Genomic DNA, 23,623 nt, shown 5'->3' on the forward strand with positions numbered 1-23,623 from the left:
CTTATTTAACCTCTATATTTTTGCCTAATAATCCAACAAAAGCCCATTTGATTCCTGCATCTTTATGAGCGATGAGCCATTTGTTTTTTGCAGCTAACAAACGGTCTTCCCCTACTTCTCTTTCACAATCATCAAGTGCTAAGTTAGTATGTTTAGGTAATATAACAATGCATTTAAAGCCTAATTCATCCACACTACAAGGTGCATAATGTAATGTTGTTCCATACATTTCTACAACTGTACCCGCTGGAACATAGAAAGCTTCCACAAGACTTGTATCATAGGTATAATCTTCACTGATATCTTGCTGACTTCCAAGTAGTAAAACCATATCCGTTACAGCAACATTGATTTCAGAATTTCTATGATACTCTAGAGCATTAAGCAAATGATTGTGCCCATTGCAGTAACCTATTTGGATTGGTAACTCACCAAATAATTTACTTTGAATTTCTTGTGCAATAGGTAACGCTTCTAATGCATTCACAGAAGGTTCATAGATAACACCATCTGGCACATCTACTTCATTCATCACTTCTAGTAATGACGAAACTTCTTGTACGCTTGTAATGATTCTTCCATACTTTTTAAAACTTGGTTCACTCACTTGCTTTACTTTCATGGATCTCATCCTCTCTACTTTGTGCACGTGCACAGTTTAATATAAAAAAATAAGTTTCTCAAACTTAAATATAATATTTAAGCTGTTAAATATTATATTTAAATTTGATCTGGGTTTTTGTTAAGTATGCTATAGTATCTGGCGACTGCCCTGTCATCAAAAAATCAAACATGATTTTTGTAGCCTCATATCCTTGTACATAAGGTTCTTGACATATAGTTGCTGCAATATTTCCTTCTAAAAGATTCTTTTTAACACTTTCAATCGTATCCACTGTTATAAGCATCACTTTCTTTAATAGCCCTAAGTCTTCTACTGCTTTTAGTCCACCTTCTATACCACCAGCTGCAAAAAATATTCCTGTAAGTTCTGGATGTTCTTCTAACATTTGTTTTGTTGCAAGGTAAGACTTAATATCTGTGTCATCATTTTCATAGACACCTATGATTTCAATAGGATACTGTTCTTGTTGTATAGCTTGCTTAAAACCTTCAATCCTCATGTTATGCCCTAGTATTAATTTATTACCTGTTATAATACCTATTTTATGCCTTCTCCCTGTAATACCGAAGATATTAGCAGCTACATATCCAGCTTGTAAGTAATCACTACCTACATAGCATAATTTTGTAACATCTGGTATATCCGTATTGACTGTGACAATCGGTATATTCAGTTCATTCAACCTGTTAGCAATACGCTCACTATTTATCGGTGATAAAATAAGTCCTGCTATATCTTCTGCAACAAGTTCATCTATCCTTTTTAACTGTTCTTCAATATCGTAACAATGAGTTGTTCTTAGTAAAGTCTCAAATCCAAAGTCTACAATTTCTTTATCTTTCGCTTCTACACCTAAAATAACATCTTTGTAAAAAGGGTTATCATGAGCATTTAAAATCACACCAATCTTCTTATTCGTACTCTTTTTAGCTAAGCCTTTTGCCACTAAGTTAGGTTTATAATCCAGTTGCTCTACGATTTTTCGTATTCTGTCTTCCACCTCCTTTTTTACACCGCCGCGATTATTAATGACACGGTCTACCGTTCCTCTAGACACCCCTGCCATCTCTGCTATCTGTTTTACTGTTACTGCCATTTACTCATTTCTCCTTCTATTTTGTGCGCGTGCACAATGTCTATTTTTAACATATCATATTTTATTTATACTTTCAATCTTTTTCCGATTTATTATTTAAGTATTTAAAATAACTACAAATATCAGCCTTTTCTCTTGTATACTTTTAACAATCTTTAATCCTTCTTCACTTTTTACGACGGATTTTACCTTCTGATTTGTATATATAGGATGTAAAGGTTAAATCTCAAGTACTTTGGTGGCCACCTACTTGTAGTTTTCCTTTTACTGCTAAGGAAATGGATAAGCTTTAGGATTCCTCCCTCTTACCTATTGTTAAGCTTTTTCCCTAGTAAAACTTAATCTATAGTAGTCTGTGGCAAGCCTATAGATTAGGGATAGTACTGCTTATCTTAAGTTTTGTAGCATATTATTATGTTCAGCTCAATATATAGGCATCTATAACTGATGGGACAAACCTTGACACTTCTTCTGTACTATAGGCACTACCATTATTCTTAGCCAATATGTCTATTACCCTATTCCTATTTTCTAAGACACATGGCAATGCTATAGGGACAAGATCCGTTCATAGTATAATCTGATTGTTATAACTTCCTATACCTATCTGTGAATATTCTTTGCTGCAAACTTCACAAGCTACTTTGCCACAAAACAACAAACTCACTTAAGTAGATCTCATTTTTAAGAGGGAGAGATTACTTAGGTGGGCTTGTTGTGTTTATATTATATCTTAAATTTGTTATATCATTCTTCAACAGACTAAAAGCTATCTCTTTATAGTGAGATAGCTTCCTTTAACTCTAAAATCGCTTTTGTAAATAATTCTGGCTGGTCTATCATTGTTGCATGCCCAGCTGCCGGAATACTCCTAAATTTTTTGTAAGGTGCTTCAATCTTTTCAAAATATGCCTTCGCTAATGGATAAGGTGTTTGCCAGTCTTCTTCTCCCATTATATAAATAACAGGCACTTTATATTCTGTACTATATTTTTCTAAGTCATATTCATCATATAAGAATGGCCACAACTTTCTGTAGTTCTTCCCTATATCACTTGTAAAACTCATTCCTTCTTTAATGCTCATATAAGGACTTAAAAATACTGTACTCACTAACTTTAAATCCGGCCCCATAGCTAGATTATATTTTTGTTGGATCTGACGTACTTGCATTAGTCTTTTTAGTTCTTCTTGCGTATATTGAAGTGCTGGATAAGGTTCTAACGACTTTAATTTTTCAATATACTTTGTTGCACCTTGTGCTTTAGCACATGCCATCACTTTATTAAATCCCACTTGTTCATTTTTTCTAAAACTTACAACCTGCCCTACGCCAATATATCCACTTACATATTGAGGATATTTCTTTACAAATAGGGTACCAAGTACACTTCCCCAAGAGTGACCTAAAATAATAACCTTTTCTTTTCCTAGTTTCTGAGTTAAGTATCTGACTACTTCTAATGTATCAGCTAACATCTGTGTTATTGTAGCTGTATTTGCTACTTCTTCAGGATTATTGGCTTTAAGTGTCTTACCAGTATTTCTTTGATCCCACTGCACAACTGTAAAGTCCTTCTCCCAACCAAATTGAAAATCAGGTATAAAGGGCATCATCGAACTTCCCGGTCCACCATGTAAAAAAAGGATAACTGGGTTCTTTTTATTTTCTCCTCTAATATAAAGATACTGCCAAATTCCCCCGATTTTCCTCTTTTCCATCTGTTCGATACCATTGGGTGATTTTATTGCATATTGCTTTCGTCTGCTTGATTTTAATAACATCTTTCTCACCCTCATTTTATTTTTAGTATACGCTTTCATTTTAAGTTTACAAAGTTATTTCCACTTTTACATAAGCTCAAATTTAATCGTACTTGCTTCTTCATATAAACTAATCATAGTAATAATCTTATATTCATCACTTAATACTACGTCTTTTTCTGATTTAGCACCCATTATAAAAGGTACTCCCATCGCACGGAATACATATATTCTAGCGCTTTCACCTGTTAACTGATCATAATGTTCTTTAATAAATCGCATCAATGTCTGACATTCTGGCAAGGTTAACTCACCACCAGCCAACTTATCTTTTAAGATTTTAATACTTACAACTTGATCCATTTCAACAATTTCTTTTGCCATCATAATATCTTTGTACATTTGTATAGCCTGTTCTGTTAAAACATGCTTCTTAATCAAACGTTCTAAGTCTATATTACTTTCTTCTATATCTGCACTAAACATTTTAGCTAAATCATCTAAAGAAGCTTCATCCTTCATATTCACTATCATTTCTATACGATCTAAGATTTTCTTTCTAGGAAAGAATGTTTCTTGACCTGTAGAAACGGATTTTTTAATAAACCATTCTTCTGGGATAATATTTTTTCTTTTCCATCTATAAAGCTGCCCATAGGAAATACCTGTTTCAATTAATAAATCCTTTTTTGAAATAAGTTCGTCTTCCATTTTTGATCACCCTTTTCTCACGCTGTAATTTGTACAATTTCTCCTACTTTTGAACATGGGTCAACTGAAATAAAAGTAGTATACTCTACTTTATCAATGATGCAATCTGGACCGATTTCTACATGTTCACCTCTTATAACACCTACTTCTGCTGTATCAATACGAATTCGGTCACCTTCAATAACTTGGGCAATTAACTTACCTTTTTTACCATCAAAGTCCATCTTAACAGCAAAATTAAACCATTTTTTGAATCCTACTTCATCGCTCGCTACTACTTTTTTTCCAATTTCAATTGTGCTTGCACCTATTTCTTCTACCTGACATGGTCCTAATAATTGAATCGTTACTTTCTCACTATTAATACGTCCAGCACCTTCTAATCCACCTCGTAATAAGAAGTATTCTGCCTCAAGATCTTCTTCTAAATGTAACATACCATATACTTTGCAGTGGTCTGCCTTAATACTTCCTCTTATTTCAGCAGCTCCCATAAGCTTCATCGTTTTCCCTTCCAAATTACCTGTAATTTCAAAAGCACCTGCTGTTTTCATCTCTTGAAAGTAAATATTCCCTTGTGCTGATGCAGCGCCTGCACTACTAAATTTCTGGCATGTAATATTCCCCTCTAATTCTCCACTTCCTAATATGCGAATCTTATTATATTGTCCTTCTATGCACTTTCCATCACCCATAATACGTACATCACCTGAAGCCATATTATTTCCTCCTTAATTTTTAACCACATCTATTACTTCTGCTTTATCGCTGATTTCAATAGTTTCTCTATATTCCACTTGCTGCACTCTACAACCAGGCCCAATCACTACACGATCACCTCGTACCATCTTTACGTCAGCATTCTCCATGTAGATGTCATCGCCTTCAACTACATTCCCAGTAATTACACTTGTTCCACCAGTAAACATCCCAAATAGTTTGAATAAATAAGGCCTAGAACTTTCATTATAACCATTAATAGATATTTTACTTGCTCCCATTTCATTAAAGGTACAGCTTCCATTTCCTGTACGGCATTCAATACGGATTTTTTCTGCATTAATTGTTCCATAATTCTTAATGGCCCCTTCAATGTTCACTTCTTCAGCTTCTATATTTTTACCTGTAGTTAATACCCCTGATGCTGTAACCTTCTCACATTTAATATCACCTTCAATAGTTGTTGCACCAGAACTTACAAGTAAGCCACCTCTCATATCTCCTCCGATTTTACATGCACCACTTACCTTTACTTCTTTTGCTTCTACATCTCCTGTTACTTTCCCCGCACCTGAACATCCAAACTTATCACATATTACATTGCCGTGTACCTTTGCTGAACCAGACCCTGAAAAACGAATACATTCTAAATCACCATTTATTTTTCCTGCACCACTGATTGATACAGCATCAAATTGTCCTCCTGGATAACTTCCAGCACCACTAATTTGTAAATCTCTATTACCCATTTTCATTCACTCCCTAAGTTATAATTTTATTTAAAATATTAAAACTCATTTAGAATTATATTAACTTATTACTTTATAAACTAAGAATAACACAACATTGTTTCACTGTAAAGAGTTTTTTGTAACATTGTTTTACTTGTTTGTTTTATACTTTATTTTTTTCACTTATAAAACAGTTAAATTTCTATTAGACATTTAATTTTCCTATATACAAAGCACCCATACTATAACATATATCATTGTTATAGTATGGGTGCTTTGTGTAAAGTTCTCTATTTACATTAGGCTTCTATTTGTATTTGAAGTTCTCCATCCTTATAATCTACTAAAAATGTAGAGAATGGTTCTACGTCATTAGCAATAAGCATACGTCCAATCAACGTTTCCACTTTACGTTGTAAGAAACGTTTAAGTGGTCTTGCTCCAAACACTGGATCAAATCCTTGATCTGCAATATATGCTGCTGCTTCATGAGTTAGGCGAACACTTAGTTGTCTATCTGAAAGACGTTTATTTAAGTCTTTTACAAGTAAGTCTACAATCTCTATAATTTGTTCTTTCATAAGTGGTTTATAAATAACTATATCATCAAGACGATTTAAGAATTCTGGTCTAAAATGCATCTTCAAACGGTTATTAACGCCTTCTTCTACTTCTTGTGTAATCTCACCTGTTTCAGTAATTCCTTCTAATATAAGATCAGAACCAATATTAGAAGTTAAGATGATAATTGTATTTTTAAAGTCTACTGTACGTCCTTTTGAATCTGTAATACGTCCATCATCTAACACTTGTAAAAGTACATTGAATACATCTGGATGCGCTTTTTCCACTTCATCAAATAGGATAACAGCATAAGGTTTACGTCTTACAGCCTCTGTAAGCTGACCACCTTCTTCATAACCAACATATCCTGGAGGTGCTCCAATAAGCCTTGCCACTGCATGTTTTTCCATATACTCACTCATATCAATACGGATCATTGCACTCTCATCATCAAACAAAGATTCTGCTAGAGCTTTGGCAAGCTCTGTCTTACCAACACCTGTTGGCCCTAAGAAAAGGAATGAACCTATTGGTCTACGTGGGTCTTTAATTCCTGCTCTTGCACGAATAATCGCATCACTTACTTTAGATACTGCTTCTTCTTGCCCAATCACACGTTTATGAATAATTTCTTCTAAGCGAAGTAATTTGTGGCGCTCACCTTCCATAAGCTTTGTTACAGGAATTCTAGTCCATCTTGAAATAATCTTAGCAATCTCTTCTTCATTGACTTTATCACGAAGAAGTCCTGCTTCACCAAGTGCATGTACTTTTGCTTCTGCTTCTTTTAGTTTTGTTTCTAGTCCAGGGATAATACCATATTTGTATTCAGCTACTTTATTTAAGTCATATTCTCTTTCATACTTTTGCATCATAGCTGTTGCTTGTTCTATCTCTTCTTTTGTATTTCTTACAGAAGTAATGAGTTCTTTTTCATTTTCCCATTTAACACGCATTGCATTAAATTTATCTTTAAGCTCTGCTAATTCTTTTCTTGTTTCTTTTAAGCTCTCTTTTGAAACAGCGTCATCTTCCTTTTTAAGTGCTGCTTCTGCAATTTCAAGTTGCATCACTTTACGTGCGATTTCATCAAGTTCTGTAGGCATAGAATCTATTTCTGTACGGAGCATCGCACAAGCTTCATCGACCAAGTCAATAGCCTTATCTGGCAAGAAACGATCTGAGATATAACGATCTGAAAGAGTTGCTGCTGCAATAAGAGCATTATCTTGAATTTGCACACCATGATAAATCTCATAACGTTCTTTAAGTCCACGTAAAATAGCAATGGTATCTTCTACTGTAGGTTCACTCACCGTAACAGGTTGGAAACGACGTTCAAGCGCTGCATCCTTCTCAATATATTGACGATGTTCATTAAGTGTTGTTGCACCAATACAGTGAAGCTCACCACGTGCAAGCATTGGTTTTAATAAGTTGCCTGCATCCATAGATCCTTCTGTTTTCCCTGCACCAACAATATTATGAATTTCATCAATGAAAAGAATAATACGTCCTTCACTTTTCTTAATCTCCTCTAATACTGCTTTAAGCCTTTCTTCAAACTCTCCCCTAAATTTAGCACCTGCAATAAGTGCACCCATATCAAGAGAAAAGATTGTTTTATCTTTAAGGCTTTCTGGTACGTCACCATTTAGAATACGCTGTGCTAAGCCTTCTGCAATAGCTGTTTTACCAACTCCTGGTTCTCCAATAAGGACTGGATTGTTTTTTGTTTTACGAGAAAGGATACGAATGACATTACGAATTTCACTGTCACGTCCAATAACAGGATCTAGCTTTCCATCTCGTGCACGTTGTACTAAATCATAACCATATTTGCTAAGTACATCATAAGTGCCTTCTGGCATATCGCTGGTTACACGACTTGCACCACGTACTTGTTTAAGCACTTCACCGAAGTTTTTCTTATTAATATTATAAGCACGTAAAAGGTTTCCTACTTCATAGTTAGCAGTCTCAATAAGTGCAAGCATAATATGTTCAACCGAAATATATTCATCTTGCATCTTATCTGCTAACTTCTCACTTTTTACAAGCATTTTATCTACGTCTTGAGATACATAGATTTTATCTGCTTCACGACCAGGTCCAGAGACGCTAGGCTTTTTGTTAATAGCTGAAATAACAGCTGATTTTACAGCACTTACTTCTATATTCATTTTTGTTAATAAACTTGGTATAAGCCCATCTTCTTGATCTAAAAGCGCATATAAAATGTGTTCTTGATCGACGGCATTATTTTGATGGCTAATAGCTGCACTTTGTGCATCATTTAAAGCTTCTAAAGATTTTTGAGTAAATTTTTGCATATTCATACTGTTACCTCCTCAATATGCTTAATGTCTAGATTGTTATTTTATAAATATTAAACTCTAATGATACTGCTATTTATATATTGTCCATAATGATTACTTAATTCATTATTTAAATAGGATAGATTATCATTGTATTCAAAATAAATCTTAATGCCTTTATCAATGGCTTTGATATAGTCTGCTATAGCATTTGCTACTGCCTCTCCGTCATGCCTTCCTTCATCTTGACGTATAAGCTCTCTTGTCCATTTCCCCCCTTGGTCAATCTTCCATCCTGGGAGTTGTACTTGACTTTCATACATACTCCAAAGTTCGAAGAAATGAGAAAGATATCTTTGAAGTACATCACTTTGTGTCCTAGAAATAATCTTGAGTTCACCGATTCTTTTATTATTACTTCTATCTAAAGTTATGGCATAACGAATGGTTGGATTATATTTATATCTTAATACACTTCTAATACTCATCATGCAGTCAGCCGCTTGTGGCTGAATCTGAAAATGACTATATCCATCTAAAAGTTTTTCTACTTGATCAAACACGTTTTTCATTTGCATCTCTGGGGTAATGAGTGCAACTTTTTCTGCAAGTATTTGATTGATTAAATTTGAACGACTTGTATTTAGTCGATAAGCTAAGGCATCTACTGCCTCTACTACATCATCCATAAGAACAATACTGTAAACGCTCTTTTTCATCTCATCACCTCTTTTATAATCCTATTGTATGCTTTTTTATATTTCTTGTCAATGATATTATATAATTAATTACACGAATTATTGTTGTAAATTTTTCCTTATCTTTATACGAAATGGTATCATTCTTTTCTCTTTGATCAACCCATACTTTATTATCCTCTCTTTCTTTCTCTTTATCCCCATTGTAATGATAAGATATTTAGTAATGTCTAAAAATATAAAGAGGAGGTATCCTTGGATACCTCCTCTTTATATTTTAATTCTTATCTTACTTATAGCACATTAATCTTCATAATCTTGGTATTGTGCTTTTAATGCATAAAGTTTTTCTTTCAGTTCTTCTACAACTGTTTGATAAGCTGGGTCATCATAAACATTGCGTAACTCTTCACTATCTGTTCTTAAATCAAAGAGCTCCCACTGTGGCCACTCTTTATCTTCTACTTCCTTTAAGCATACACCGTTAAAATCTCTTGCTTCTTTTAAATAGCAAATAAGCTTATAATCTAGCGTACGAATACCATAATGTGGTGATACGCCATGTTCACCTTCATATACCCAATAACGATAGTAGAGTGTATTACCCCAATCTTCTGGCACTTCCCCTTCTGCAATCGTTCTAAAACTACGCCCTTGCATATCTTCTGGTATTTCAATACCTGCATAGTCTAAGAAAGTTTCTGCAAAGTCTAGATTAGAAACGAGTTCATTAATAACCGTTCCTGGCTTAATTGCTCTTGGATAGCTCATTAAAAACGGCATACGTAATGATTCTTCTAACATATAACGTTTGTCGAACCATCCATGGTCACCTAAGAAGAATCCTTGGTCAGATGTATAAACAACTATAGTATCTTCAATTAAACCCTCTGCTTCAAGGAAATCAAGTAAACGACCAATATTATCATCTACAGATGCAATACATTTTAAGTAATCTTTCATATAACGTTGATACTTCCAATGTTTAAGTTCGGCATCTGTTAATCCTTCTGGAAATGGTTGTTTAAGATCAAATTCAGTAAGTTCTTCTATCTTCATTAGATTAAACTTAACAGCGTCACTACGTCCTTCATATGTATCATTAAAAGTATCTGGAACTGGAATCTCTACATCTTCGTACATATCTTTATGTTTTTCATCTGGCACCCAGTGACGATGAGGTGCCTTATGGTGACACATCATAAAGAATGGTTTCTCTTCATCTCTATTTTTAATCCAGTCTATTGTAAGGTCTGTTACAATATCTGTTGCATAGCCAATGTGTTGTTTAAGCTCTCCCATATCATATAATTTTGGATTGATATAATCCCCTTGCCCATGGAAAATATTCCAGTAATCAAAACCTGTTGGATCATAGTTGCCCCCATGGCCTAAATGCCATTTTCCAATAATACTTGTTTGATAGCCATGAGCTTTTAAGATTTTAGGTAAATTTTGTTGACGCCCATCAAATCCATCTTCCAATGTTTTTACACCATTTAAGTGGCTATGTTTACCAGATAAGATTACTGCACGACTTGGGGCGCAAATAGAATTTGTACAAAAACAATTATCAAATCGTGCCCCCATATCAGCTAATCTATCCATTTGTGGCGTTGTATTTACTTTACTTCCATAACAACTCATAGCATGAGCTGCATGGTCATCTGTCATAATAAAAAGGATATTTGGTTGTTTATTCTTCACGTTACTTCTCTCCTCCTATTGAATTTACATAGGATTACTATAACAAACTCTTAACTTTGTTTCTTTCTATTTTATACTGTGTTACAATATCATAAATAAATTACTTCAATTCGAGGAGCTACACTTATGACTACTAGTACTTCATCTAAACGTACTGTTATTGATTATACAACTATAGATCCTTTCTTTAACTTTAAATTAGGTAAAGTATGCCACAATATGGCCAATACACCACTCGAAGAACATACCCACCCTAATGGGATTGAAATTACTTACTTCGTTCGTGGAGAACAAGTTTATACTATTGACCAAACAAGTTATACCATTAAAAGTGATGAAATGTTTATTACTTTTCCAAATGAACTGCATAGTTCAGGACAACACCCAAAAGATAAATCACTCTTTTATTATCTTATTATTGATAAAGATCTAATAAGTAAGTTACTCTTTGACCCATTAGAAAGCAAACACTTACTTGATAGCTTACTACAAATAGAAAATCGTGTTTTTAAAGTAAGTACTACACTTGCTAGCTTATTTGAAGAGCTGCTATCTTATAGTACAAGTTCATCTCCTTATATTAAAACACGTATTCATGCCCTTTTGAACCATATTCTCTTGACTATTGCCGAAACCAATCAAGCTCATATTTCCTATGAGGATACCTCTATGCCTGAGGTCCTTTCTTATATTGAGCAACATTTAGATGAAAACATTACATTAGAGCATCTTGCTCAAATTGCTAATCTCTCTGAAGGGCGTTTCAAAACTAAATTTAGGCAAGATATTGGCATGCCTCCACGAGAATATATTTTACGCGAAAAAATAAAGCGGGCTAAAGAACTTCTAGAAGATGATGTATTAAGTATCACAGATATTAGCTATATGCTCAGCTTCTCTTCTAGTCAATACTTCTCTACTGTTTTTAAACGTTTTACATCTATCTCGCCTTTAGAATATCGACTTAATTTACAAAACGCTCCTAATCTATAGGAGCGTTTTACTTATATTCTTTTAATAAAAGAACAACCTTTTACCTCATATCCTCTATCCTTATAAAACTGGCAAGTATCTTTTAATCCTTCATCTTCTACAACAATTCTATGTATGTTTCTCTTCCTCGCATAAGCTTCTACATCTTCTAGCAACTTATTACCCACTTCACTATTTTGATAACTTGATTTTACTGCAAGTGCATTGATTTTTATATATTCTTCATCAAACTCATATGACATTCCTTTATGGATACCTATAAATCCTATAACTTCTCTTTGATCTAGAGCTACCAATGTATGATAGTCTGGATGAACTTGAAAACGTCGGAGCCTCATAATAAGTTGTTGTGCATTTGATTCTTTATACCCAAACTCTCCTATCATCAAACTTGTTAACGTTACTGCATCTTTTACTTCATAAGGCCTAATGATTACATCCATCTTTCTTCCTCCTTGTAGTATGAAAAGAACCTTCTCTTATACCTATTATAAGAGAAGGTTCTTTAATTATCTATATATTTTAAAAATCGACAAATTTATTTTGCGGTATTTGAAGCAATAAGTGCCACATCCCACACACCACTAAATGGTGGTGAATAGCATAAATCCATAAATCCAAATTCATCTACAGTAAGACCTGAGTAGATCGCAATCGCATAATAGTTTGCACGTGGTACAACTACACCACTTCCAACTGTTTGAGCACCTAATATTTTTCTAGTCTCTGCATCGTATACTAACTTAATGCTTACTTTTTCTGTACCATAGTAAGAAGCATAGCTATTACCAGTAATAAAGTTTGTTTTATAATTAAGGCCAAGTCTTTTTGCTTCTACTTCTGAAATACCTACTTTTGCTGCATCTATATCAAATAATTTGATAGCTGAACTGCCAATAAGTTTAAATGGCTTTCTCTCTTTTCCACCTAATAAATCTGCTATAATACGCCCCTGTTTATTTGCATTAGTTCCCAGTGGTGCATAAAGAAAGGCTCCTGTAATAGCTGATTTCATGATACTGCAGTCTCCTGCAGCATAGATATCTGCTACACTTGTCTCCATATCCTCATTTACAATAATTGCACCATTTGCTGCCTTTTCTACACATTCTATAAACGCAGTATGTGGTCTAATACCAGCACAATTAATAATCATATCCGCAGTTAATGTTAAGTGATCTGTACCATTTGTTACTACTACGCTTTCAATCACGTCATCTTTTGCACTTAAAGCTTCTGCTTTATACCCTGTAAGTACTTGAACTTGATTACGTTCTAATTCTTCTGTTAGGGCTACTGTAATTTCTTCATCCATTGTACTTAAAACACGATCAGCAAGTTCTACTAGCACCACGTTCTTATTGTACTTTCTACATGCTTCAACAAGTTCAAGTCCAATAAATCCTGCTCCAACTACTACTATATCTTTAACGTCTTCTTTTTGAAGTTGCTCTTTAACATGGATGCCATCTGCCACATTACGAATCTCATAAAGATTAGAATATGGGTTATCAAATGGTACAAAGCGATTGACGCCTGCTCCACTACCGATTACTAACTTATCATAAGAGTCTGTAAAAGTTTCACCTGTTGTTAAATCTTTTACAGTAACAACTTTTGCTTTTTCATCTACTGATAAGACTTCGTGATTAATCTTAACTGGAATACCACTTGCAGCAAATTGTTCTGCTGTTCTGGCAATAAGATCTTCACCTTTTTTAATTTTATCTGAAATGTAAAAAGGAATGCCACAAGCACCAAAAGATACTTCCTCTCCTTTTTCATAAACCACTAAATCCACTTGGTCGCCTAAGTTTCTTTTTAATTTAGTAGCTGTACTCATACCTGCAGCTACACCACCAATAATGATTACTTTCATTTCTAGCACCTCATTTCTAGCCAATATAATCTATTATTACTCTTCCATCATGCCTGACTTTGTCACGCCTGCTTTCATATCTTTAAAATGTTCCATATTCATTTGTCCAAGTGTACGATCTACAACAATCGCATTCACCATAGAACCTGTTACATTTAATAATGTTCTACCCATATCTACAATTGGGTCAATAGCAAGAACAGGGCTTACTACTGGGAATGATGATGCAAGTCCTACACCTGAAAGTGCAACTGAAGCAGCCATTGTAGCCGTCCCCGGAATACCTGCAATTCCAAGAGATCCTAATGCCACTACTATAATAGACATTGCAATAAATGTTACATCAATTGGCATACCATTTACATTTGCTACGAAAATAAGTAGTAATGCTGGGAATACCCCTGCACATCCTTGCATACCTGCTGTAGTACCAAATCCAGCTACAAAACTTGCTGTTCCATCATTAACACCTAACTTCTCTGTCAATGTTTCTATTGTAAGTGGTAAACAACCTACACTTGATCTAGAAGTAAATGCTAAAATCATAACAGGGAGTGCTTTTTTAATATAAATAATTGGATTGACACCAAAAATTGCAAGAGCAATAAGCTGAATTACAAACATAATTGCTACCGCCACATATAAAGCAACAATGAAAATACCTACTTCTAAAATACTTGTAAGACCTCTTTGTGCAATAGTATTAGCAAGTAATGCAATAACTGCATAAGGCATATATTTAATAATTGTCATTGCAACACTCATAATAATTTTATGAAGTGCATTAGTTAAATCAAAGAATGGTTTAACCGTATCATAGTACTTCTTAGACATTCTTTTTGCACCCATTCCAAAGAATACTGAGAAAATTACAAGTGCAATAATATTAACATCTACCATCGCCTTTACAGGATTTGCTGGAAGTAAGCCTCTTAATGTATCTACTACATTATTGACCTCTTTAATCTCAGCACTTCCTCCGGCAATAGCCATACCACTACCTACATTGAATAACATACCTACCCCAAGCCCTACTATTACTGCAATAACAACCATTGTCATTGTTACAATAATAGAGTTCTTAGTCAATTGACCAATATTGGCACCTTCTTTCATATTAATAATAACATGAACGATAGATACCATTACTAATGGAATAACTAACATACGAATTAAATCAATAAAACCATTACCAATTAGGCTATACCACTTCGTTGTTTCAGCTACAAAGGTAATATCCATAGGATTATCTGAAAATCCTGAAATAGCTTGGATAACAAGACCTAGAACTAATCCAAGGACCGTACCAACGATCATCCTCTTTGAGAAATTTACTTTTTTCTTTTGTAGCCTATTCATTACTACAAATAGTACCACAAGCAAACCAATACAAAGAAGTGTTTTGAAATCACTTAGCATCAAAAATTCTTTAAAAAATACACTATTCATGTTGTCTCTCCTTTAATGTCCTTTATATTTTAAGTTGATTCTAAGTATATTATTAAATTTTACTCAAAATCAGCTCTCTAGCATAATATCTAGTATAACTTCATCTGTTTTTTGCATACCTTCACGAGCAAGGGTACCTACTGCAGCAATTGTTTTTTCAACATCATCTTTGACAAGACCTGTCCCTACCTCAAATACATTCCCCTCTAATGCCATTAAATGACCTAAAATCGCAGCATCTAAGCTTGTTGCAATCTTAGCTGCACATGAAGGTTTTGCTCCATCACATACCATACCTGATGCAATAGATAAAGCATTTGTCACTGTATCACTAATAACCTTTACATCTGCGCCTCTTTCTAAATAACTCATACCGCATGCAGCACCACATGCAGCACTTACTGCACCGCAATATGCTGAAAGTCTACCAATACCAGTCTTTTGATGAATACTCATAAGCAGTCCCATAGCAAGGGCACGATAACGTTCTTCCTCTGATGCATTTTTATATTTTGCATACTCAATGATAGGCAATGAACAAGTCATCCCTTGATTTCCACTTCCTACAACAGTTACTACAGGATATGGGCAACCTCCCATTCTTGCATCTGATCCAGCTGATCCCATTGCTTTTAATTTTAGATAAATATTTTCTTCTCCATAGTACTTAGCAATTGTTCTTGCTACTTCATTTCCATACTGTTTTTCTAATCCTGTCTTTGCAATTTCTGTATTATGGGCAAGTACCTGTTCAAACAAACATTTAAGTTCATTTACATCAATCTCTTTAACAAATTTGCAAATTCCTTCAACACTCATCATTGAACGGTCAACACTATAGCCTTTTAGTGTATCATCTTGTAAATTTTCTTCATAGATGACTTCATTGTTTTTAGTAACCTTACTAATATTATTATGTGTACGTTTAAGCTCTACTATAATGTGTTCTTTACCTTTTATGCACTCAACTATAATATGAAGTTTTTCAGATGTCTCTAATTTCTCTAATGTAATAATATTTTTTTCTAGAAGTGCTTTTGCCTCTTCTAATTGTTCCTTTGTTACTTCTTGAAGTATCTCAAGCTCTTTGTCGCTTCCCTTAACAACAAGTCCTAAAGCTACACATGCAAGAATACCTTTTAGACCATCACCATTAGGAATCTCTACACTTTTAGCATTCTTTATAAAATTACCACTACATTTAATAATAACTTTTTCAGGGTATGCTCCTAATACTTCACTTGCTTTTGCAGCAGCATATACCACAGCAATAGGTTCTGTACATCCAATAGCTACAACTAGCTCTTCTTTTAAAATTTCTAAGTACTCTCTCTTCATATTCTTTCTCCTCGTGCCCTTTTCTAGTTTTAAATTTATAAGCATTGACAGCAATTTAAAAGTGATTATTAACCTTAATTGATTTTTATTATTACTTATAAATTGTATACTTTAAATACACATTATGTCAATACGTTTTCTATGTATAGTATAGTCATGCTCCATAACTCATTTTTAATACTTTTATTTTATCTTACCATATGACAAAGTACAAAAAAACAGTCTATTTTTCTAGATTAAAAGAGAAATAGACTGTCTAAAAAATTATTTATTTTTTTGCTCTAGATATTCATCGTATGTCATCATACGATCAATTACACCATCTTCTTTAATTTCAATAATACGATTTGAAATTGTTTGAATGAATTGGTGGTCATGTGATGTAAAGAGAATGTTTCCTTTGAAGTTGATTAGACCATTGTTAAGAGCTGTAATAGACTCAAGGTCTAAGTGGTTAGTTGGTTGATCAAGAAGAAGAACGTTAGAACCTGCTAACATCATACGTGAAAGCATACAACGTACTTTTTCTCCCCCTGATAATACTTTTGCTGATTTAAGAGCATCTTCACCAGCAAAGAGCATACGACCTAAGAAACCACGAAGGTAACTTTCTGTTTTTTCATTTTCAGAGTATTGACGTAACCAGTTAATAAGATCTAAATCACAATCATTGAAGTATTCACTATTGTCTTTAGGGAAGTAAGATGTAGATGTTGTAACACCCCATTTAACAGTTCCTGAATCTGGTTCCATTTCCCCAGCAAGGATTTTGAAAAGTGTTGTTACAGCAATTTCATTTTCCCCTAAAATAGCAATTTTATCTTCTTTATTTACACGGAATGTAACATTTTCTAATACTTTTTCACCATCAATTGTTTTTGATAAGTTTTCTACGTAAAGAATTTCGTTACCAACTTCACGATCTTGGTTAAATGCTACGAATGGATAACGTCTTGAAGATGCTGGCATCTCATCAATTGAAATCTTATCAAGCATTTTTCTACGTGATGTTGCTTGTTTAGATTTAGATTTATTAGCAGAGAAACGAGTGATGAAGTTTTGAAGTTCTTTAATCTTATCTTCGTTTTTCTTATTTTGAGCTTTCATAAGGGCTTGAACCATTTGACTTGATTCATACCAGAAGTCGTAGTTACCTACGTACATTTTAATCTTACCATAGTCAATATCTACTGTATGTGTACATACTGTATTTAAGAAGTGACGGTCATGAGATACTACAATAACTGTACCTGGGAAGTCTAAAAGGAAGTCTTCTAACCAGTTTACAGAGTCGATATCTAAATGGTTAGTAGGCTCATCGAGTAAAAGAATTCCTGGCTCACCAAATAATGCTTGGGCAAGTAATACTTTAACTTTATCTCCACCTTGAAGATCTTTCATAAGGCTGTAATGAAGGTCAATGCCAACACCTAACCCTTGAAGAAGTTGTGATGCTTCTGATTCAGCTTCCCAACCATTCATTTCTGCAAATTCACCTTCTAATTCAGATGCTTTAACACCATCTTCATCTGTAAAGTCTTCTTTTGCATAAAGTGCATCTTTTTCTTGCATGATTTCATAGAGTCTTGCGTTCCCTCTAATAACTGTCTCAAGTACAGGACATTCATCATATTGGTAATGATCTTGTTTTAATACAGACATTCTTATATTAGAAGGAATACTAATTTCACCTGTTGAACTATCAATCTCACCTGATAGAATCTTTAAGAATGTAGATTTACCAGCACCGTTAGCACCGATTACTCCATAACAGTTACCTGGAGTGAATTTTAAGTTTACATCTTTGAAAAGCTTGGTACCACCGTACTGTAAGCTTACATCTGTTACTGTAATCATTGTATTCTCCTTTTTTCGTTTATTATCGCAATGCTCATTATAGCATATTCTCTAGCAAATAGTAAACTTTCTTATCATTTACTCATTACGAATATACAATGATAGCTTGCATCAGCGTCAAAAGGTACACCTTCAAAATCACCATAACATTCTATATTCTTATATCCTACTTCAACTAACATTGCCTCTAATTCATCTTTTAAAAGGGGTATGAGCATGGTTGTATGCTCTTCTACCTTATCTTTTAGATGGAATTTGGTATCAAAAGCTACTTGTGTTTGATCTTCATTCATGCGATAGCTTCTAAAAAATTGCATTCCTATTTCTTCATTTGTAATAGGAGGAAGTTCTGTTACATTATGACGCATGACGCGATCATAGTTTACGATCTGTACGACAAATTTCCCATCTGCTTTAAGAATGGTATTTAGATCTTTTAAAAAGCCTTTAATCTTTTCTTTTGTTTCTAAATGCACAATAGAATTGCCGATGCAGTATGCTCCGTCAAAATGCCCTTCTATACAATCTTTAATATTTTCCATACTACAATGAATTAATGCAAGTTCTGCCTCTTCTATATCTGCTTTTGCTTTTGCACTCTCGATCATACCAGCGTCTGCATCTAATGCTGTCATTAGGTACCCTAACTTGGCTAAAGCTAAAGCATAGCTTCCTGTACCACAAGCTATATCTAGTAGCTGTTTAGGTGCTTGTCCTAAAGTTTTTTGTAAAAATGTAATTTGTGTGCCATAAGCGGGAAAAATATAATCATAACATGATGCGATTGAACTATAAAATGACATACTAACTCTCCTCTTTCACCAAAATAATATTGTTATCCTTATTTCTATTTTACCCTTAAAATAAAAATTTAATAGTCATATGAATTGCTTTTTTGTTTTAAACCTCGTATACTTATTAACGGCGTTTATGCTAAGACAGTTCGAAAACCTCCTGTCTTAAAATAAAACTAGGTAAAGGAGAATAAAAAATGCAAAAAAACTTTTCAACAAAAAGACTGGTGACAGTCGCTCTCGTTGCTGCACTCTACGCAGTACTAACAGTGGCACTTGCTCCTATTAGTTACGGTAATCTACAGTTTCGAGTTTCTGAACTTATGGTTCTGCTTGCTTTCTTTGACCCATTTTACATAGGTGGCCTTACACTGGGTTGTTTCATCGCTAACCTCTTGGGACCAAATGGTATTATGGATATTATCTTTGGAACACTTGCTACGTTTATAAGTGTTACAGCGATTAGCCTAACAGCTAGGTATAGTAAAGGAAGTAAGATAGGCCTTTGTATCGCTTCTATATGGCCAACACTTTTCAATGGTCTTATCATTGGCTGGATGCTTAACTATCTCTTTAAGCTTCCTTTAATACTTACCATGTTAGAAGTAGGTTTCGGTGAATTTGTTGTTGTTTCAATAGTAGGTGTTCCTCTTTTTGTATTTATTATGCAAAAGTATCCACATCTATTATCTATGCATAAAAAAACACTTGCCAAATAGGCAAGTTTATTTTTCAAGAGGCGTATCCCATACGCCTCTTTTTTATGGTCTATATGGCTAATTGATTAGCTAAATAGATTTTTAATTGTTCTACACGGTTAGATTTTACTTTTGCTACTTCAAAGGTAATATTTTTATAAGTAACTGAGATACTTTGCTTTGGAATCCATCCTATTAAATGCACAACAAATCCACCTATTGTATCAAAGTGTTCACATTCAATTTCTAACCCTAACTTCTTGTTGACATCTTCAATATGAGCGAGTCCATCTACCAAATAGGTATGCTCATCTATTTTAGCAATCTCTTCATGAGTTTGATGCTCATCTAATAGGTCACCTACAATCTGACTTACAATATCTTCGATTGTAATAATCCCTTGAAAATCTCCATACTCATCTAGAATCATTGCCATATTATTTTTTGTTGATTGAAGCTCTTTAAATAAAGTATCAATACTTTTTGTTTCAGGAACATAATATGCAGGTCGTACTAAACTTTCTATATCAACCTTTTCTATTCCACATTTTAGGGCTGCTTCATAAAGTTCCTTAGCATGTAATATACCTATTACATTGTGAGGTTCTTCTTTATATACTGGAATACGCGAAAAGTGCTTATCCATAACTTGATTTAAAATGGTTACATTATCCTTTTTCAAATCAATACTATATACGGTTGCCCTAGGCGTCATAATTTCTATAGCTGTTTTATCATCAAATGAAAATACGCTATATAACATTTCTTTTGCTGTTGCATCGATAACACCTTTTTCATTTCCTTCATCAATAAGTGTTTTGATGTCCTCTTCAGAAATTTGTTTTTTGAGCCTTCCTCCCTTAGAACTTGTTAATGATCTAACCCATTTAAAAATATGCCCAGGCCTCGGCTGGTCATCCACAGTGATTCCCCCTTTAATTTAAATAATAGTATACTCTATACATATGCATTACTTTAATATTTTTGCCAATTTCCTTCAATAAATCTAGCAACACCTGATTCATTATGATGGCCGATAATAGCTGTGCTTAGCTCTTTTATCTTCTCAACTGCATTTTCTACTGCATAACCATAGTCTGCAAGTTCAAACATCTCAATATCATTATAATTATCACCGAAGCAAACAATTTCTTCATATCCATAATCACGTTTGAGCGTTTTAATTGCATTGGCTTTTGAAACAAGATGGCTATAGACCTCTAGATAGTAAACACCTTTTTCATAGATATCTTCATAATATACCTGACTGAGTCCATCATAGTCTTTTAGTGCTTCATAGATTGTATGAATTTTTTCTTGATCACCCATCATAACAAAGTATAACACTTTTTCCTTATGTGCAACTGTTTCATGCTTAAATATTTTTTGTGGCTTATTTTGTCTCTCATCATAGAACCTTTGTTCAACTGGGTGATTGAAGTCTCCATGGTAAGCAATAAGCTGATTATCTTCTATACAATATACAAATGCTGATTGCTGATTTTCTTTTAATACATTTTCAATCACATTAGCCATTTCTGTACCTAAGTAGTTGACTTCTTCGTAGGTTTCTTTATTTATATTATATATAGCCGCACCATTCATAACTACCACTGGTGCACTAAGACTAAGACCTTCTAATAATGTGACAACTGTAGCAGGTGTACGTGCTGTTGCAACGCTAAATTGTAATCCTTCTTCTACTGCTTTATTAATGACTTCTTTTGTATAAGAAGTTATTTGTTTGTCTCTATTTAAAAGTGTTCCATCTAAATCTGAAATCCATAATGTTTTTGCTTGCATAATGCCTCCTCAAATGTTGTCTTACTTCATTATAACAGATTTCATCCATATAATGACTGGTATTTGCATACAATAATGATACATGTTAAACTGTTACCATTATATATGTGGGAGGCCTATATGACAACTTTTCTTATACGATTATTTGTAAAAAATCCTGAAGATATTAAAAATCCCTTTGTACGCGAAAGATATGGTCTATTAGGGAGCTGGGTTGGTATCTGCTGTAACCTTGTCCTCTTTTTAAGCAAATTGCTTATCGGGCTTATTTCTGCCAGTGTTTCCATTATGGCTGATGCGGTTAACAACTTATCAGATGCAGCTTCATCCATTGTAACCCTTGTAGGTTTCAAAATTTCTGCCAAACCAGCTGACGAAGACCACCCTTTTGGACATGCAAGAGTGGAATATATAGCTGGACTTGTTGTCTCCTTTATTATTATCTTTTTAGGTATTCAACTTGGTTTATCTTCAATCAACAAAATCTTCACACCAGAACCTATGAGTGTATCTCTTGTAACGATTATTGTTCTTATTCTTTCTATATTAATGAAGCTATGGATGAGTTTTTTTAACCGCAACCTTGGTAATCGAATTAATTCATCTACATTAAAAGCTACTGCTACCGATAGTCTCAACGATGTTATTGCCACAAGTGGTGTCTTAATTTCTGTAATTATTTACTTCTTTACCTCATGGAATCTAGATGGCTATATCGGCGTTGTTGTGGCAGGTTTCATCATTTATTCCGGTATCAATGTCATTCGTGAAACAGTAAGCCCTCTCTTAGGAGAAGCACCTACTTTAGAACTTGTAGATGAAATTCAAAACAAGCTTTTAAGCTATGAAGGTGTACTTGGCATTCACGATCTTATGGTTCATAACTATGGTCCAAATCGTTGTTTTGCTTCTGTTCATGCAGAAGTTTCTGCTACAGAAAACATTCTTGTAAGCCATGATCTCATCGATACCATTGAACGCGACTTTGCACTTGAACTTGGTATTCATTTAGTTATTCACTTAGATCCAATCATTCAAGACGATGAACTTACAAATACACTTCATTCATTAGTCATTAATTGTATTCACGAGATTGATCCTCTACTATCTATTCATGATTTTAGAGCTGTCCAAGGTGTGACACATACTAATCTTATCTTTGATATAGCAGTTCCTCATAACTTTGTTTCATCTGATAAAGAACTTGCTTATTTAGTCAATCAAGCTGTTAAAAACTATGATGAGAGCTTCCACTGTGTAATTACCGTTGATCGAAGCTATCTCTCTACTACAATAAACACCACAAAGTAATTACTTTGTGGTGTTTTGTTTTTTATCTGGATAAGAGCCACAAGCACAAGGTAAGACTTCTACCTCAAAAAGGATACGTTTCCTTATGCGAGACATACGTTTTTTATCAACATAGTCTGCCATAATCTTATATCTACCTGCACGAGTAGCTTGAATAAGCCATACATGTTTATTATGATCATTAACTACCTCTTCGGTTATCTTCATACCTTGAGGTATATTCAATTGCCATTTAAATCTTCCATCTACCTGCTCGTCTAGTTCAATTTTCATATTCTGTCCTACTGTCGCCTGATTATATCCAGGTAGAAGTTGATATTTCACTTCTTCAATTTTATCTCCTGTATGCCTGAAGAGTCCAGTTTGCTCCTCTGATTGATTAAGAATAGAAAGTAGTGTCCATGCCACAATTGCTGTCTGTACTTGAGTATTCATTATCAGTAACCTCCTAGCTAGACATAAAACATATTACCACTAATATCCTATTCTTATTTTACATATTATGTGCCTTTTCCCTAAAATATTTTAATCATCCCAAATTAAGGACACTTATAAAAATAGAGGCGC

At 34.0% G+C, this 23,623-nt stretch carries 21 protein-coding genes; 3 read left to right on the forward strand and 18 right to left on the reverse strand.

Annotated elements, in window-relative coordinates; translation table 11 throughout:
- Position 1: 1 nt before the first annotated feature.
- The 9 genes from PBV87_RS04350 to PBV87_RS04390 all read right to left on the reverse strand — a co-directional run bounded on the left by PBV87_RS04350 (position 2) and on the right by PBV87_RS04390 (position 10,934).
- Positions 2–622, reverse strand: coding sequence for a DUF4867 family protein (locus PBV87_RS04350; RefSeq protein WP_271011276.1), 621 nt, complete (start codon positions 620–622; stop codon positions 2–4).
- A gap of 85 nt (positions 623–707) precedes the next feature.
- Positions 708–1,721, reverse strand: a complete 1,014-nt coding sequence (locus PBV87_RS04355; RefSeq protein WP_053984286.1) for a LacI family DNA-binding transcriptional regulator — start codon at positions 1,719–1,721, stop codon at positions 708–710.
- Between the two features lie 777 nt (positions 1,722–2,498).
- The gene (locus PBV87_RS04360) at positions 2,499–3,506 is read right to left on the reverse strand and encodes an alpha/beta fold hydrolase (protein WP_271011277.1); all 1,008 of its coding nucleotides are present in this window, start codon (positions 3,504–3,506) and stop codon (positions 2,499–2,501) included.
- Between the two features lie 66 nt (positions 3,507–3,572).
- Positions 3,573–4,196 carry a DUF4004 family protein gene (locus PBV87_RS04365; protein WP_053984288.1) on the reverse strand — a complete coding sequence of 208 codons (624 nt, stop codon included), beginning with the start codon at positions 4,194–4,196 and terminating at the stop codon, positions 3,573–3,575.
- 17 nt (positions 4,197–4,213) lie between these two features.
- Positions 4,214–4,915 (reverse strand): hypothetical protein, encoded by a 702-nt coding sequence (locus PBV87_RS04370; RefSeq protein ID WP_053984289.1) that lies wholly within the window; start codon positions 4,913–4,915, stop codon positions 4,214–4,216.
- 12 nt (positions 4,916–4,927) lie between these two features.
- A complete protein-coding gene (locus tag PBV87_RS04375; RefSeq protein ID WP_271011278.1) occupies positions 4,928–5,665 on the reverse strand; it encodes a hypothetical protein in 738 nt (245 codons plus the stop codon).
- 281 nt (positions 5,666–5,946) lie between these two features.
- Positions 5,947–8,550, reverse strand: coding sequence for an ATP-dependent chaperone ClpB (clpB, locus tag PBV87_RS04380; RefSeq protein ID WP_053984291.1), 2,604 nt, complete (start codon positions 8,548–8,550; stop codon positions 5,947–5,949).
- 50 nt (positions 8,551–8,600) lie between these two features.
- Positions 8,601–9,248 carry a hypothetical protein gene (locus tag PBV87_RS04385; protein WP_053984292.1) on the reverse strand — a complete coding sequence of 216 codons (648 nt, stop codon included), beginning with the start codon at positions 9,246–9,248 and terminating at the stop codon, positions 8,601–8,603.
- 282 nt (positions 9,249–9,530) lie between these two features.
- Positions 9,531–10,934 carry a sulfatase family protein gene (locus tag PBV87_RS04390; RefSeq protein ID WP_082238730.1) on the reverse strand — a complete coding sequence of 468 codons (1,404 nt, stop codon included), beginning with the start codon at positions 10,932–10,934 and terminating at the stop codon, positions 9,531–9,533.
- A gap of 126 nt (positions 10,935–11,060) precedes the next feature.
- Between PBV87_RS04390 and PBV87_RS04395 the strand changes: the two genes are divergently transcribed.
- Positions 11,061–11,927, forward strand: coding sequence for an AraC family transcriptional regulator (locus PBV87_RS04395; protein WP_271011279.1), 867 nt, complete (start codon positions 11,061–11,063; stop codon positions 11,925–11,927).
- Positions 11,928–11,938: 11 nt separating this feature from the next.
- On the opposite strand, the gene PBV87_RS04400 is transcribed toward PBV87_RS04395, so the two are convergent.
- The 6 genes from PBV87_RS04400 to PBV87_RS04425 all read right to left on the reverse strand — a co-directional run bounded on the left by PBV87_RS04400 (position 11,939) and on the right by PBV87_RS04425 (position 19,253).
- Positions 11,939–12,370 (reverse strand): GNAT family N-acetyltransferase, encoded by a 432-nt coding sequence (locus PBV87_RS04400; protein ID WP_053984294.1) that lies wholly within the window; start codon positions 12,368–12,370, stop codon positions 11,939–11,941.
- Positions 12,371–12,465: 95 nt separating this feature from the next.
- Positions 12,466–13,806 carry a CoA-disulfide reductase gene (locus PBV87_RS04405; protein WP_271011280.1) on the reverse strand — a complete coding sequence of 447 codons (1,341 nt, stop codon included), beginning with the start codon at positions 13,804–13,806 and terminating at the stop codon, positions 12,466–12,468.
- A gap of 36 nt (positions 13,807–13,842) precedes the next feature.
- Entirely contained in the window at positions 13,843–15,255 is a 1,413-nt protein-coding gene (locus tag PBV87_RS04410; RefSeq protein WP_053984296.1) for a cation:dicarboxylate symporter family transporter, read from the reverse strand.
- 69 nt (positions 15,256–15,324) lie between these two features.
- Entirely contained in the window at positions 15,325–16,593 is a 1,269-nt protein-coding gene (locus PBV87_RS04415) for an L-cysteine desulfidase family protein (RefSeq protein WP_271011281.1), read from the reverse strand.
- 264 nt (positions 16,594–16,857) lie between these two features.
- Positions 16,858–18,450: an ABC-F family ATP-binding cassette domain-containing protein gene (locus PBV87_RS04420; protein ID WP_053984298.1), complete on the reverse strand. Its 1,593-nt coding sequence runs from the start codon at positions 18,448–18,450 to the stop codon at positions 16,858–16,860.
- Positions 18,451–18,524: 74 nt separating this feature from the next.
- Positions 18,525–19,253, reverse strand: a complete 729-nt coding sequence (locus PBV87_RS04425) for a class I SAM-dependent methyltransferase (RefSeq protein ID WP_053984299.1) — start codon at positions 19,251–19,253, stop codon at positions 18,525–18,527.
- 188 nt (positions 19,254–19,441) lie between these two features.
- Here PBV87_RS04425 and PBV87_RS04430 point away from each other — a divergent pair, with 188 nt between their 5' ends.
- On the forward strand, positions 19,442–19,963 hold the full coding sequence (locus PBV87_RS04430) for a QueT transporter family protein (RefSeq protein WP_053984300.1): 522 nt from the start codon (positions 19,442–19,444) through the stop codon (positions 19,961–19,963).
- A 49-nt stretch (positions 19,964–20,012) separates the two neighbouring features.
- On the opposite strand, the gene PBV87_RS04435 is transcribed toward PBV87_RS04430, so the two are convergent.
- Positions 20,013–20,864 (reverse strand): hemolysin family protein, encoded by an 852-nt coding sequence (locus tag PBV87_RS04435; protein ID WP_053984301.1) that lies wholly within the window; start codon positions 20,862–20,864, stop codon positions 20,013–20,015.
- A gap of 53 nt (positions 20,865–20,917) precedes the next feature.
- A complete protein-coding gene (locus PBV87_RS04440) occupies positions 20,918–21,745 on the reverse strand; it encodes an HAD family hydrolase (RefSeq protein WP_271011282.1) in 828 nt (275 codons plus the stop codon).
- A 120-nt stretch (positions 21,746–21,865) separates the two neighbouring features.
- On the opposite strand from PBV87_RS04440, the gene PBV87_RS04445 reads away from it, so the two are divergent.
- Positions 21,866–23,056 (forward strand): cation diffusion facilitator family transporter, encoded by a 1,191-nt coding sequence (locus PBV87_RS04445; RefSeq protein WP_271011283.1) that lies wholly within the window; start codon positions 21,866–21,868, stop codon positions 23,054–23,056.
- Here the strand turns inward: PBV87_RS04445 and PBV87_RS04450 are convergent, their stop codons facing one another.
- A complete protein-coding gene (locus tag PBV87_RS04450) occupies positions 23,057–23,491 on the reverse strand; it encodes a protease inhibitor I42 family protein (protein WP_053984304.1) in 435 nt (144 codons plus the stop codon).
- Positions 23,492–23,623: the final 132 nt, after the last annotated feature.

This window comes from Holtiella tumoricola, assembly GCF_027857615.1.
Taxonomy (GTDB): Bacteria; Bacillota; Clostridia; order Lachnospirales; family Cellulosilyticaceae; genus Holtiella; species Holtiella tumoricola.

Excerpts from the sequence above, each read along its gene's own strand:
- PBV87_RS04370 (WP_053984289.1), bottom strand. The coding sequence starts at position 4,915 with ATGGCTTCAGGTGATGTACGTATTATGGGTGATGGAAAGTGCATAGAA.
- PBV87_RS04425 (WP_053984299.1), bottom strand. The coding sequence starts at position 19,253 with ATGTCATTTTATAGTTCAATCGCATCATGTTATGATTATATTTTTCCC.
- PBV87_RS04440 (WP_271011282.1), bottom strand. The coding sequence starts at position 21,745 with ATGCAAGCAAAAACATTATGGATTTCAGATTTAGATGGAACACTTTTA.
- PBV87_RS04350 (WP_271011276.1), bottom strand. The coding sequence starts at position 622 with ATGAAAGTAAAGCAAGTGAGTGAACCAAGTTTTAAAAAGTATGGAAGA.
- PBV87_RS04415 (WP_271011281.1), bottom strand. The coding sequence starts at position 16,593 with ATGAAGAGAGAGTACTTAGAAATTTTAAAAGAAGAGCTAGTTGTAGCT.
- PBV87_RS04365 (WP_053984288.1), bottom strand. The coding sequence starts at position 4,196 with ATGGAAGACGAACTTATTTCAAAAAAGGATTTATTAATTGAAACAGGT.
- PBV87_RS04355 (WP_053984286.1), bottom strand. The coding sequence starts at position 1,721 with ATGGCAGTAACAGTAAAACAGATAGCAGAGATGGCAGGGGTGTCTAGA.
- PBV87_RS04375 (WP_271011278.1), bottom strand. The coding sequence starts at position 5,665 with ATGGGTAATAGAGATTTACAAATTAGTGGTGCTGGAAGTTATCCAGGA.
- PBV87_RS04395 (WP_271011279.1), top strand. The coding sequence starts at position 11,061 with ATGACTACTAGTACTTCATCTAAACGTACTGTTATTGATTATACAACT.
- PBV87_RS04400 (WP_053984294.1), bottom strand. The coding sequence starts at position 12,370 with ATGGATGTAATCATTAGGCCTTATGAAGTAAAAGATGCAGTAACGTTA.
- PBV87_RS04420 (WP_053984298.1), bottom strand. The coding sequence starts at position 18,450 with ATGATTACAGTAACAGATGTAAGCTTACAGTACGGTGGTACCAAGCTT.
- PBV87_RS04360 (WP_271011277.1), bottom strand. The coding sequence starts at position 3,506 with ATGTTATTAAAATCAAGCAGACGAAAGCAATATGCAATAAAATCACCC.
- PBV87_RS04405 (WP_271011280.1), bottom strand. The coding sequence starts at position 13,806 with ATGAAAGTAATCATTATTGGTGGTGTAGCTGCAGGTATGAGTACAGCT.
- PBV87_RS04385 (WP_053984292.1), bottom strand. The coding sequence starts at position 9,248 with ATGAAAAAGAGCGTTTACAGTATTGTTCTTATGGATGATGTAGTAGAG.
- PBV87_RS04450 (WP_053984304.1), bottom strand. The coding sequence starts at position 23,491 with ATGAATACTCAAGTACAGACAGCAATTGTGGCATGGACACTACTTTCT.
- PBV87_RS04430 (WP_053984300.1), top strand. The coding sequence starts at position 19,442 with ATGCAAAAAAACTTTTCAACAAAAAGACTGGTGACAGTCGCTCTCGTT.
- clpB (WP_053984291.1), bottom strand. The coding sequence starts at position 8,550 with ATGAATATGCAAAAATTTACTCAAAAATCTTTAGAAGCTTTAAATGAT.
- PBV87_RS04445 (WP_271011283.1), top strand. The coding sequence starts at position 21,866 with ATGACAACTTTTCTTATACGATTATTTGTAAAAAATCCTGAAGATATT.
- PBV87_RS04410 (WP_053984296.1), bottom strand. The coding sequence starts at position 15,255 with ATGAATAGTGTATTTTTTAAAGAATTTTTGATGCTAAGTGATTTCAAA.